General features: G+C 62.3%; 17 protein-coding genes and 1 pseudogene. 11 read left to right on the forward strand and 7 right to left on the reverse strand.

The features are described 5' to 3' along the window. Positions 1 to 77 precede the first annotated feature (77 nt). The 7 genes and pseudogenes from AMA02S_RS12540 to AMA02S_RS40150 all read left to right on the forward strand — a co-directional run bounded on the left by AMA02S_RS12540 (position 78) and on the right by AMA02S_RS40150 (position 3,747). Positions 78 to 299 carry a hypothetical protein gene (locus AMA02S_RS12540; protein WP_157430533.1) on the forward strand — a complete coding sequence of 74 codons (222 nt, stop codon included), beginning with the start codon at positions 78 to 80 and terminating at the stop codon, positions 297 to 299. Then, positions 280 to 798, forward strand: coding sequence for a DUF6879 family protein (locus tag AMA02S_RS40140; RefSeq protein ID WP_084265024.1), 519 nt, complete (start codon positions 280 to 282; stop codon positions 796 to 798). Before AMA02S_RS12540 ends, AMA02S_RS40140 begins: the two co-directional genes overlap by 20 nt. 22 nt (positions 799 to 820) lie before the next feature. Then, positions 821 to 982: pseudogene (locus tag AMA02S_RS44980) on the forward strand (helix-turn-helix domain-containing protein); the annotation flags it as partial. 57 nt (positions 983 to 1,039) lie between these two features. Then, positions 1,040 to 1,624 (forward strand): DUF5753 domain-containing protein, encoded by a 585-nt coding sequence (locus tag AMA02S_RS40145; protein WP_245667473.1) that lies wholly within the window; start codon positions 1,040 to 1,042, stop codon positions 1,622 to 1,624. Positions 1,625 to 2,158: 534 nt separating this feature from the next. Continuing rightward, positions 2,159 to 2,338, forward strand: a complete 180-nt coding sequence (locus AMA02S_RS41650) for a hypothetical protein (protein ID WP_157430534.1) — start codon at positions 2,159 to 2,161, stop codon at positions 2,336 to 2,338. Between the two features lie 107 nt (positions 2,339 to 2,445). Further along, positions 2,446 to 2,922, forward strand: a complete 477-nt coding sequence (locus AMA02S_RS12550) for a glycine-rich domain-containing protein (protein ID WP_067456411.1) — start codon at positions 2,446 to 2,448, stop codon at positions 2,920 to 2,922. Between the two features lie 12 nt (positions 2,923 to 2,934). After that, positions 2,935 to 3,747 carry a phosphotransferase gene (locus AMA02S_RS40150; RefSeq protein WP_084265026.1) on the forward strand — a complete coding sequence of 271 codons (813 nt, stop codon included), beginning with the start codon at positions 2,935 to 2,937 and terminating at the stop codon, positions 3,745 to 3,747. A 365-nt stretch (positions 3,748 to 4,112) separates the two neighbouring features. Here AMA02S_RS40150 and AMA02S_RS12560 read toward each other — a convergent pair whose 3' ends face one another. After that, on the reverse strand, positions 4,113 to 4,499 hold the full coding sequence (locus AMA02S_RS12560) for a hypothetical protein (RefSeq protein ID WP_067456417.1): 387 nt from the start codon (positions 4,497 to 4,499) through the stop codon (positions 4,113 to 4,115). Then, a complete protein-coding gene (locus AMA02S_RS12565; RefSeq protein ID WP_067456420.1) occupies positions 4,496 to 4,825 on the reverse strand; it encodes a hypothetical protein in 330 nt (109 codons plus the stop codon). Before AMA02S_RS12565 ends, AMA02S_RS12560 begins: the two co-directional genes overlap by 4 nt. A gap of 326 nt (positions 4,826 to 5,151) precedes the next feature. Here AMA02S_RS12565 and AMA02S_RS12570 point away from each other — a divergent pair, with 326 nt between their 5' ends. Together AMA02S_RS12570 and AMA02S_RS12575 are read left to right on the forward strand one after the other, a co-directional pair. Beyond that, positions 5,152 to 5,964 (forward strand): helix-turn-helix domain-containing protein, encoded by an 813-nt coding sequence (locus tag AMA02S_RS12570; RefSeq protein WP_169806812.1) that lies wholly within the window; start codon positions 5,152 to 5,154, stop codon positions 5,962 to 5,964. Beyond that, on the forward strand, positions 5,961 to 6,167 hold the full coding sequence (locus tag AMA02S_RS12575) for a DUF397 domain-containing protein (protein ID WP_067456427.1): 207 nt from the start codon (positions 5,961 to 5,963) through the stop codon (positions 6,165 to 6,167). The genes AMA02S_RS12570 and AMA02S_RS12575 overlap by 4 nt, the downstream gene beginning before the upstream one ends. Before the next feature lie 111 nt (positions 6,168 to 6,278). On the opposite strand, the gene AMA02S_RS12580 is transcribed toward AMA02S_RS12575, so the two are convergent. The 5 genes from AMA02S_RS12580 to AMA02S_RS40170 form a co-directional block, all read right to left on the reverse strand. Further along, positions 6,279 to 6,926 (reverse strand): 3'-5' exonuclease, encoded by a 648-nt coding sequence (locus tag AMA02S_RS12580; protein WP_218004921.1) that lies wholly within the window; start codon positions 6,924 to 6,926, stop codon positions 6,279 to 6,281. Positions 6,927 to 7,011: 85 nt separating this feature from the next. Continuing rightward, the gene (locus tag AMA02S_RS40155; RefSeq protein ID WP_084265029.1) at positions 7,012 to 7,206 is read right to left on the reverse strand and encodes a DUF397 domain-containing protein; all 195 of its coding nucleotides are present in this window, start codon (positions 7,204 to 7,206) and stop codon (positions 7,012 to 7,014) included. Positions 7,207 to 7,388: 182 nt separating this feature from the next. Further along, entirely contained in the window at positions 7,389 to 7,589 is a 201-nt protein-coding gene (locus AMA02S_RS40160) for a DUF397 domain-containing protein (protein ID WP_084265030.1), read from the reverse strand. 186 nt (positions 7,590 to 7,775) lie between these two features. Continuing rightward, positions 7,776 to 7,973 (reverse strand): DUF397 domain-containing protein, encoded by a 198-nt coding sequence (locus tag AMA02S_RS40165; protein WP_084265031.1) that lies wholly within the window; start codon positions 7,971 to 7,973, stop codon positions 7,776 to 7,778. After that, the gene (locus AMA02S_RS40170) at positions 7,961 to 9,115 is read right to left on the reverse strand and encodes a helix-turn-helix domain-containing protein (protein ID WP_369688389.1); all 1,155 of its coding nucleotides are present in this window, start codon (positions 9,113 to 9,115) and stop codon (positions 7,961 to 7,963) included. Before AMA02S_RS40170 ends, AMA02S_RS40165 begins: the two co-directional genes overlap by 13 nt. Before the next feature lie 126 nt (positions 9,116 to 9,241). Between AMA02S_RS40170 and AMA02S_RS40175 the strand changes: the two genes are divergently transcribed. After that, on the forward strand, positions 9,242 to 9,727 hold the full coding sequence (locus AMA02S_RS40175; protein WP_084265033.1) for an ATP-binding protein: 486 nt from the start codon (positions 9,242 to 9,244) through the stop codon (positions 9,725 to 9,727). Between the two features lie 65 nt (positions 9,728 to 9,792). Next, positions 9,793 to 10,101 carry a hypothetical protein gene (locus tag AMA02S_RS41655; RefSeq protein WP_157430535.1) on the forward strand — a complete coding sequence of 103 codons (309 nt, stop codon included), beginning with the start codon at positions 9,793 to 9,795 and terminating at the stop codon, positions 10,099 to 10,101. Positions 10,102 to 10,154: the final 53 nt, after the last annotated feature.

The following is a 10,154-nucleotide window of genomic DNA, read 5'->3' on the forward strand; positions in this document are numbered from 1 at the left end:
TCAACGTGGCCCAACAGGAGCCTGAGAGGGCGCAACACAGCGCAACAACCTGACGGGAGAGGTTCATGCGTCCTAGATTGGCTGGCAAGGACCCGGACTCGAACCCGACTGGCTCGCCGACGATCTACCGGACGGACCGGGGCTCTTGGTTCGTTCAGGGGTGGGTCGTGTCGGACCCGGAGGCGCTCGCGACGATGGACATCCCCGAGGGGGAGACGGTTGTTGAGATCCCGGACCGCATGATTCAGTTCTTCCGAGAATTCTTCGAGGAGGAGGCTCGTGCGGAACGTGGAAGCTGATGAGTTTGAACGGCTCTTGAAGACGTTCAAACGTGAAGCCCTGCATCTTGAGACGAGGGATGCGTACGGCACTGCCACCGAGTTGCCATACCTCGCTAAATGGCTTGCCGGTGAGCTGGATGACTTGGAATGGCTAGATGGCTGGTGTCAAACGCTTCGCGAGCACGTCAAGGCGGGGAGGTCGGTTCGGCGGGCTAGGATCGTGTCTGAGCCTCTGAGCGAATACCAGCACTGGTCGCATAGCATCGCTGGTCCGATGGTGGAGGCTGGCGAGGACATTAGGTGGATCCCTCGCCCCAGGGTGTCCACTGTCGGGATTCCCGGGAACGACCTCTATCTCTTCGACGGCCGATTGGCGGTCTTTCTTCACTATGCTGGCAACGGCCTGTCTGTTGGAATGACGGCGACGGATAATCCAAATGTAGCTGACCTCTGCCGTTCCTCTTTTGAGGCGGTATGGAAGCTCTCGGTCCCGCACAGTGACTACCGTCCCTTCTAGTTCGGCCAGGCAAGCGAGAGAGGTGCTCGGGGCGCGCCTGCGGGAGCTTCGCAAGGATGCCGGTTTCTCCGGCAGGGAACTTGCCTCTCGGGTGGGTTTCCACTACTCAAAGGTGAGTCGTCTGGAGACGGGCTCGCAGGCTCCCTCGGACGCAGATATTCGCGCCTGGTGCAACGCTTGTGGTGTTAAGGAAGAGGCTCCAGACCTCGTTGCAACCGCTCGGACAGTCGAGTCGGCCTACGTGGAGTTCCGCAGACAAACGCGCGCGGGAATGAAACGTCTGATGGCGGCACCTGTTCCACTCTACGAACGTACTGAGCATTTCAGAATCTACGAGCATAACGCGATTCCTGGGCTGTTTCAGACCGCCGACTATGCGGCATCAATGCTGTCCTTCTGGATTGATTTTCTGGACTCGCCTAACGATCTAGAGCACGCCTTGGAGACTAGAATGGAACGTCAGAAGGTCATATATCAGAGTAGCAAGCGTGTTGCCGTACTTCTGGAGGAACAAGCTCTATGTACATGGTTCGGAACGGCGGAAGTTCAGATTGGACAGCTTGATCGCTTGCTGGCTGTCATGGGATTTCCCAATGTATCGATTGGCATAATTCCGATGATGAGGGAGCGGAAAGCTGTGGGTTCCGCTGGGTTCTGGATCTTCGATGATTCCGTTGTTTGCTTGGAAACTCCTACTGCTTCGATTGAAGTTACTCGCCCGCAAGAGGTGGCGCAATATGTTCGGATGTTTGACGTGCTCAGGGAAGCTGCTGTCTACGGCCCGGGTGCCCGAGCCTTGATCAGGAAGGCGCTTGCGGCGTTCTAGTGCTCAACAACCTGCAACATCGTGGACGAGCGAGAAGAGACGCTCCTAGCGTTGTGGGCATGAGCTCCGACACCCCCCGACATGCAAGAAGAACCGCTGATCACCCCATACCCACGAGTGAGCGTCGTTCGTCCCTAGCCGTTCTTGATGCGGCTGTGCATGAGCGTGGCGGGATGTCATGCGGTGTGGTTCCGCGTGACGGTGTGCCGGTGCTGCACGTGATCAACTCTGAGGCTGCGAGTCGATCAGTAGAGATCGGGGCGGACTTCGTTGATGGTTGCTGGTGCTTCACCTGGGTGGAGTCGGGCGCCACGATCGGGGCGGTTGACAATGTGGACGGCGTTGTCGATCTCGTTGGCTATGCGGTGGGCGCCCACGCGAGGGTGCGTGGCTGATGTCAGGTGAACTGGGCGAGGTGTTCCGACTTCTTTCGTTGTTCGGGGCAGTGTGCGTGGCTTTCGGGGCTTTGTTCGGTTGCGTACTCGGGCCCGATCTGGCGCGCTGGGGCTGGCGCTTTGTTCGGAGGTTGCGCCGATGAAAGCCCCGACAGCCATAGAGGTGGCCGCAGCGCCAGAGATAGCGAGGGCCGCCTACCAGGAGGCCATGACCCGCGCGGGGATGCTCGCGGGGAAGATCGCCGAGGTTCACGCCTACGCCGATTCACAGCTTGCCGACGCGGCGGCGCACGACGACGGCGCCGAACCCGACGCCTAGACCCCTCCGGGCGGTGGTGGTGGGTCCTGTTCGACCCTCACGCCCCGCCGCCGTCCGGAGACTCAAGCGCGGCAACCGGCCGCGCTCAATCCCTGGAGGTAGTCGCAATGACCATCGCTCCCGAGAGAACGGCGGAAGCGGCCAAGGACCCCCGCGACCTGGTCTCACCTGAGGTGTTCGCCCTCCTGGTGGAAGACATAACGCGGTACAACCACGTCACCCGCACCTATGCCGAACGCCTGATGGGCCAGGCCCTGGTGTTCCTCAAGGCCCACGCCGAACTCGTCAAGGCCGCCGCGACGGACCCTGAGGCGTGGGTCAGAATCGTTCCATCGGTTCCGGTGGATGAGGGTTGGCACGCCTTCCTCAAGCGCACCAAGCCCTACCATGAGTTCGGCATAACACACGCGGGAGCGTACCTTCACCACGTGCCGGTGGTGGATGCTGACATCCTCTCCGGGGCCGCTCTGGAGCGGACCGTCCCAATCTTGTGGGCCACGGGCTATCACGTGGACATGGAATTCTGGGAGGCCGGTGCCGGGGCGGGCTGCTGCCCGCCCGAGTGCAGCACCATCGGCAACTGACGAAGGGCGCAGATGCGCGACCAGTGGACGCGCCTACCGGAAGCGGTCCGGACGGCCATCAGCGGACGAACCGGTGCGGTCCGCAGCGTCCAGGCGGTTCACGGCGGCAGTAACGCCGACCTGGCTGCCGCTGTGACCGGTTCGGCCGGGTCATCGTTCGTCAAGGCCGCTCGGAAGACCTCTCCGGGCCAGGACGGTCCACGAGTCCGCGCGCTGCGCAGGGAAGCCACGATCAACCCTGTCGTGCCCGAGTTCGCCCCTCGGCTTCTGTGGACCGTGGAAGCCGGGGGGTGGCTCGCGGTGGGTTTCGAGCACGTCCAAGGCCGCCATGCCGACTACTCGCCCGGTTCCCCCGATCTGGCGACTCTGGCGAAGACGGTTCATCAACTCCAGAGCACGCCATGCCCGGATGCGGTCGTGATGCTTGTGGAATGTCGCTGGGAACATCTCGTACCGGACGTGGCTCCGATGGCCGGTGACGCCCTTCTGCACACCGACCTCAACCCCCACAATCTGCTGATCACCCCAGAACACCGCGCCTACGTGGTGGATTGGGGGTTCGCGTCTCGGGGCGCACCCTGGATAGAGATCGGTCAGATCATCCCCTGGTTGATCCACGCTGGGCATTCCCCCGCCGACGCCGAACGATGGGCGGCCCAGTTCGCCGCCTGGACAAGCGCCGCCCCTGAGGCGCTCGACCTGTACACGCGAGCATCGGTTGAACGCTGGAGACGACGCGCCGCAGCTAATCCAGACGCAGAGCCTCCGGCCAACCTGCCCATTGCCCAGCAATGGGCAGAGCACCGTAACGCACGCGCTTTGTAGGAAACCAACAACGCCCACGCCCTCCGGCGGCTCCGGCTCGGTCCCTGCCGGGGACACCGGCGCCGAGTGCCCTGTCTACCCGCATCGCTGCCTGCTCCGGATCGGCTGGCAACTGCACCCGGCAGTCCGGACCAGACGCCCACACATAGGTTTCGGCACCCTCGTCCCAGCGGATCCGCCGCGCCGGACGGTCCCGGTACGAGACGTGCAACCGCAGTGCCAGCACACCGACCGTCCCCAGTATGGGAATGGTGTACTGCTCCGGGACCCGGGCGCGCGTCACCGCGACCTGCGGAGCGCACCGTCGGACGGCGGCATACAGCGCATCCAGCGGCCCGAACGGCTCGACCTTGAGGCCGGCGAGTTCAGCCATCATCGTGGCGCCTGAGTCGAGTCTGTCGGGTCTGGAGACATCTGGTGGGAAAGCGCGGGGGTGCGTCCCGCCGTCCGGGGCAGGCCAGCCGTCCGACGGCCGCCGCCATGGCGTCCGGTGTGAGCCGCGCGCCGATCTTCGCGACCGTTCTGGGCAGGTCGTGGCAGGGGGCGAGTTGGTCACCGGTCGAGCCCACGAACCAGGGCACCCCGCCCTCGCCCGCCTCAACGACGACGCTCTCCCCGGCCATGGGCAGGCTGGGGCACAGCACGCGCAACAGTGCCGGATCCCGGTCGTAGTGGGGATGCACCCTCCATCCCTCGGTGATCAGGGCCCGCGCGAGCAAGCCGAGATAGGACGCGGCGTTTCCCGCGCTCATGGCGCGGTGGCGAAGTTGCCCGCGACGATCACGGCGGCGTCCACGATGTGCTCGGCCTCGGCGATCGGCTTGTTGGCCTCGTCGTAGAACCACATTTGATCGAAGTCGGTCGGCCGCGGCCTGCACGTGATCGTCTGAGTCGCGCCCGTGGGATCGTCCGGACGGGTCACGATGATGGCCAGCGGACTGGCCCGCAGTTCCACGGCGAAGCCCCGCCCCTGCAAGGTGGTCATCAGGTCGTAGAGCTTCGGGTAGGCGTGCCGATGCTCGGTGCCATCGAAGCAACCGCCCGTGACCGCTCCGCGTAGTTCGTTACCCTGCCCCATAGCCGGGCCTCCGTTCCGGTTAGGTCCCGGCCGGTGGTTGAGTCACCGCGTCCGGGGCCGCTTTACGTTCGGGGGCGGCGGGACATGCGCCCCTGAGGCTGCCGCACCGGTCGACCGGTTTCCAACGGCGCATTTCCCGCCTTGCCATCCCGTCTCCCACCCGGGCAACCCTTTTCGCCGGGTTTGGGTAGCAGGGAAGGCGTGACCAGCATCACAGAGTGGGGATAGGCTTGAAAAGCGCCCTCGAACTACCGCTAGTCGACCTCATGCAAGATCGTCCGAACCCGTCGATCAGGTATAGCCCCGGAGCCCCTCACATGCCTGCCGTGTCCGAGCCGTACGATGCCCCCGCGATCGTCACTTTCGCCCGCGAATTGCAGGCATGGCGGAACGACGCTGGACTCAACAAGAAGCAACTCGCCGATGCTCTGGGATTCACCGACTCCTACGTCGGACAGGTCGAACTGTGCAAGAACATCCCCTCCGAAGAATTCGCCGAAGCGCTCGACACCTACTTCAAGACCAACGGACTGTTCGAGCGCCTACGTACTCGCATCCTGGAAACCCGGCACTACTCAGTAATCCCACCCGGTTTCCCTGCGTACCTCAAGCACGAGGTAAGGTCCGACGCCATTCGCAACTTCAGTCCGAACCTAGTCCCTGGACTCTTGCAAAGTAGAGGCTACGCCCAGACCGTTCTAGGGGCCAATCAAGTACCCGAAATAGTCGAGCAGCTTTTGCATGAGAGATTGAAGCGTCAGGAGATCTTCAATCGGGACATGCCACCTCGGACATGGTTCCTTATGGATGAGGCAGTCTTGCGGAGAGTCGTGGGAAGTCGCGAAGTCATGCGGGAGCAACTCTCCCACATCATGGAGTTTAGCGAGCGCCCCACAAATATGGTTCACATCGTTCCCCTAAGCGTCGGATTCCATGACGGGCTCGGAGGCATGTTCACCATCCTAGGATTCGAGGATGGCACGAGCGTCGCGTATACCGAGTCAGGAGGGGAGGGCGTCCTCTTCACTGAGCCCTCACGCATTGCGAAGCACCTCGTACGATATGACTTAGTGCGAGGTTACGTTTTGGACGTCACCGAGTCACGAGCCTTGATCAGGACCGTGATGGAGGAACTATGAACATTATGGATCTACCATCCTCTCGCTGGCGCAAGAGCAGCCACAGCGACCAGCACGGCGGGGAATGCGTCGAGGTTGCCAACCTCACGCCCGTGGTGGCCGTCCGGGACTCCAAAGACCCTGACGGCCCTGCGCTGGGTTTCAGCCGTCCGGCGTTCACGGCGTTCGTCGGAGCCGTCCGCGCGGGCGCACACGACCTGTAGGCCCTACACGTACGCCGACGCCCCACCGATCATCGCGATCGGTGGGGCGTCATCTGTGCGCGCCCATCCGTCTCCCGCTCCTGAACAGGGACGAAGAGGCCGCGCGGGTGGTCAGAAAAGGGCCGGAGCTTCAGTCGCTCCACCCCCTGACGGCTGGTCGCGCAGGTCTTCCAGGCTCAACGGGCCTGTAGTGGGCGGCATCGCCAGTCGCACGAACAGGCGGGCGGTGACCATCACGTCGTAGGTGGCGCGGTGCGGTGTGAGCCCCTCTGGCAGGTCCTTGGCCAACTCCAGCGCCCCAACCAAGGCACCGAGCTTGTAACTGTCCCGACCGGGCAGCAGCCGCCGGGCAAGCTTGAGCGTGTCGAACACCTCCGGTGTCATCCAGTCGCCCAGTTTGCGCCGAAGCACACCGGCGTCCACGTGTGCGTTGTGCGCCACGATGGCGTCCGCTTCCAGGGCGCTCAACACCTCGTCTTTGATTTCCGCGAACATCGGCGCGTCGGCCACGTCCCTATTGGTCAGGCCGTGGATGCGGGTAGCGAAGGGCTTGATCGGCCGATCGGGCCGAACCAGCCAGCTCACCGGCGACCCCATGATGCTGCCGCCGGCAATCGGCAGGGCGGCCAGCTCCACCAAATCGGGCGGCTGGTGGCCGTTGCCCTCAACGTCCACCACCACGTATCGGAGGCTCGTCCAGTCAGTCATCTCGTCTGCCGTCCTTCCATCCGATGTCGGCTCGACCATGTCGTCGTTCATGGTGCGGGTGACGCACGTCGTGAACCTAGAAGCCGAACGTGTGCTGCGGGGACGCGGCGCGCTGGTGAGGGGTTGGGGGCGCGAGCTACGGCCGGTCGTACCGTCCGGTCTTGACGGCGTCCGCGAACGTCGCCCACACATCTAGGCAGAAAGTCAGGTGTACAGCATCCGGGAACTTGCTGTCACGAACGCTCACAGCGCTGGCGTCGAGGTTGGCGACCTCTACACATTCACCACTGGTGGTACTTCGCGATGACTTACGCCACTCTATTCTTTCCATAATCCGCTTGCCAGCCTCGTTATGAAGTCGATTGATTCGCCTGCACGAAGCATGTCCGCTCGAAAGACGTCGAACATATGCTTGAATCTTGTCAGGGCACCTCACCCGGGGTGGCGATCGGAGGGACGAATCAACTCAAGAGCCTCCCCGCGGGGGGCTCTTTGTGTTTGGTCGCGGGGGTCCTAGCACTGGTCGTAGCGACCAGCCTTGATTGAGGCCGTGAGCGTTGCCCACACGTCCACCGTGAGAGCAAGTTGACCCGTGTTCGGCGCCTTGCTGTCACGGACACCTACTGCGCCCGTGATCGAGTCTAGGGCGACCTCGACACAATCGCCGCCATTGGAGCCAGTGTAAGACAACTTGCGCCATTTCATTGCGCCCATATTTTTTCGCCACCCTCCTTATAAATTCGATTGATTCCTACCTGAGTAGCACGTCCGCCCGAAAGGCGTCGAACATATGCCTGAGTCTTGTCAGGGCATCGCCTCACTCAGGGTGGCGTTCGGAGGGACGAGTCAACTAAAGAGCCTCCCCCCGCGGGAGGCTCCTTGCGTTTGGTCACGGGGGACCTAACGCTGGTCGTAGCGACCAGCCTTGATTGAGGCCGTAAGCGCAGCCCAAACGTCCCGGGGGAACGTGAGATGACCGGCGTTCGGGGACTTACTGTCACGTATGCCTACGGCACTAGGGTCGAGGGGGGCGACCTCGACACAGTTGCCACCGTTGGCGGAACTACTCGATGACTTACGCCACTTCATTCTGTCCATAGTTCGTTTGCCAGCCTCGTTATGAAGTCGATCGATTCGCTTGCACGAAGCGCGTCCGCGCGAAAATTGTTGAACATTCTCCGAAGTCGTGCGACCTCTTCTGGATCCTCGATCACATCCCCAGCAATCGCGTTATCAACGTAGACGACATCGTCACCCCCATCGAAATTTGCAACTGCGAACGGGCCGGTAAATCCGGCACATTCTAGGGAGTTAGCGGGGAGAATTTGGATGATGACGTTCTCTTGTGTGGCCATCTCAACCAAGTACATAAGTTGCTCATACATCACCTTCTCTCCACCCATATTGTTTCGGAGTGCACTCTCGGCAATAAGAGCAATGAAGCTTGGCGCGTCCTCCTTGCTTAGAACCTTTCGTCGCTCCAATCGCGCCGAGACCTGCTCCTCCAAGTCCGCGTTATGATTCGCCGCGCGCAAGACAGATGTGGCATATGCCTCCGTTTGGAGAAGTCCGGGCACGACGAAGATTTCAAACGACCATAACTCAACCGCCCGCGCTTCGACCTTTTGCCACTCGCCGAACCATTCAAGCGCTATCGCGTTTTTGATAAGATCCTCCGCCATTCTGCAAAGAACACCGGGCGTCTCGCCGTCGCCGAAACCGAGAACCCTTTCAAGGTTAAGAAGATTATCCGGTTTTGGCAGTCTTGCCCCACTTTCCCATGCTCGCACAAGCGAAGTTGAGACGAAGACGGCATTAGCCAGTCTGTCCTGTGTCATCCCGATCCGGTCACGGGCCATTCGTATCTCTCTAGCGAGAAAGCCGCGGGGAGACCTCGGACTCTTGATCGTCAAGGTGATACAGCTCCGCACAAATCGAGGGGCGGTCTTGTGCGACCGGTGTGTATGTGTTCCGTCTACCGATCGTAGGCCGATCGGGTCACCGTGAGTACCCCAAGACGTGCACAACTCTCCAGGTGGGACGCCCGGAATGCGGCGAACCCGAGCCGGTGTCGCCACGCCGAACCCGGGGTCTTGATCGGATAGGAGGTTCCGACCCGTGCGCAACCCACCCGCGGGGGCCACAGGTCTCCAACTTGCCCGCGTCCCCCAAGACGACACGGCCCGCCGGATCCAAGCGCAGGTCGGAGGGCGGTGGGTGTGTTGGTACGGGCACGCCACTGGCCACTACTGGGCGATGCCGCGCGCCATTGACGGGTGGTACGGCGCCGTCGAGGCCACCACGCCAGACAGACTCGCCGCACTCATCGCGCGGTTTGAAACGGATAGTGGGCGCGGGGGGCGGCCGTGATCCTCCGCCCGCGCACGGTCGATGTCGATACGATCTTTGTTCTCGGCGCTGCCATGTACAAGCGTGACCTTGAACAGGTCAAGGTCGCCCGCGAATGGATCGTCAAAGCCGCCCGGTGCGCGCGGGTGTGCCTTGCCGACGGCGCCCTTGACGACCTACGGCTATGCGCGTCGGAGACAGTCGCGAACGCCGTCCGGTATGGGGATGCCGGCCAGCTGGTCGGCGTGCTCGTCATCGAACGCCCCCCGCACGCCATCCGCGTCGAGGTCATAGACCAGGGCAACATGCGCCGCCCCCCGCATATCCCACACATCCCACACAGAGACCCCGACGTTGCAGCAGGTCTCGGCACGGAGTCGGGACGGGGACTCAAGGTCGTCAACAGCCTCTCTACGTCATGGGGGCACCAACGCGACATCGACGGACCCGGGCGAGTCGTGTGGTTCGAGATCCAAAGAAGGGCAGCAGAGCCCACACCATGAGCATTGGCCGTACAGCGCACGCAACCTCCTCGATTTCGAGTACACCCCACCAGGAGTTCCTTTCTATGGGAAGCGACAAAATGCGACTCCAGAGCCTCGCGAAAGCGTTGACCGCCATAGGTGTTCCAAGCGAACCGCTGCGGGTTCCGGATTCTGTCGCCGGTAAGGGTAACCGCAACGCCCTTCGGGTTTTCACTCGACGATGCCCCGTCGCCGGAACACCGCTGAAGAGCGTTCTGGTCTTCGTAAAGGACGACCTTTTCTGGTGGGGTTACAACGCGACCCACCCGGTGAACGACCCGAAAGGAGCGGCACTAGCAGTGCGACGCACCATCGCCGAACAGAACGCCGCATATCCCCTCGGAGAGTCCTAGCCGTACGCTGGACACGGTCATCCCGAACAACAAAGGAGTGATCGTGCCATACT

Source organism: Actinomadura macra NBRC 14102, assembly GCF_001552215.1.
Classification (GTDB): Bacteria; Actinomycetota; Actinomycetes; order Streptosporangiales; family Streptosporangiaceae; genus Spirillospora; species Spirillospora macra.

What these genes read in the sequence shown, in the direction of transcription:
- AMA02S_RS40160 (WP_084265030.1), bottom strand. Translation starts at nt 7,589, where the DNA reads ATGGGCGCAATGAAATGGCGCAAGTTGTCTTACACTGGCTCCAATGGC.
- AMA02S_RS41655 (WP_157430535.1), top strand. Translation starts at nt 9,793, where the DNA reads ATGGGAAGCGACAAAATGCGACTCCAGAGCCTCGCGAAAGCGTTGACC.
- AMA02S_RS12550 (WP_067456411.1), top strand. Translation starts at nt 2,446, where the DNA reads ATGACCATCGCTCCCGAGAGAACGGCGGAAGCGGCCAAGGACCCCCGC.
- AMA02S_RS40165 (WP_084265031.1), bottom strand. Translation starts at nt 7,973, where the DNA reads ATGGACAGAATGAAGTGGCGTAAGTCATCGAGTAGTTCCGCCAACGGT.
- AMA02S_RS12575 (WP_067456427.1), top strand. Translation starts at nt 5,961, where the DNA reads ATGAACATTATGGATCTACCATCCTCTCGCTGGCGCAAGAGCAGCCAC.
- AMA02S_RS40155 (WP_084265029.1), bottom strand. Translation starts at nt 7,206, where the DNA reads ATGGAAAGAATAGAGTGGCGTAAGTCATCGCGAAGTACCACCAGTGGT.
- AMA02S_RS12560 (WP_067456417.1), bottom strand. Translation starts at nt 4,499, where the DNA reads ATGAGCGCGGGAAACGCCGCGTCCTATCTCGGCTTGCTCGCGCGGGCC.
- AMA02S_RS40150 (WP_084265026.1), top strand. Translation starts at nt 2,935, where the DNA reads ATGCGCGACCAGTGGACGCGCCTACCGGAAGCGGTCCGGACGGCCATC.
- AMA02S_RS12565 (WP_067456420.1), bottom strand. Translation starts at nt 4,825, where the DNA reads ATGGGGCAGGGTAACGAACTACGCGGAGCGGTCACGGGCGGTTGCTTC.
- AMA02S_RS41650 (WP_157430534.1), top strand. Translation starts at nt 2,159, where the DNA reads ATGAAAGCCCCGACAGCCATAGAGGTGGCCGCAGCGCCAGAGATAGCG.
- AMA02S_RS12580 (WP_218004921.1), bottom strand. Translation starts at nt 6,926, where the DNA reads ATGAACGACGACATGGTCGAGCCGACATCGGATGGAAGGACGGCAGAC.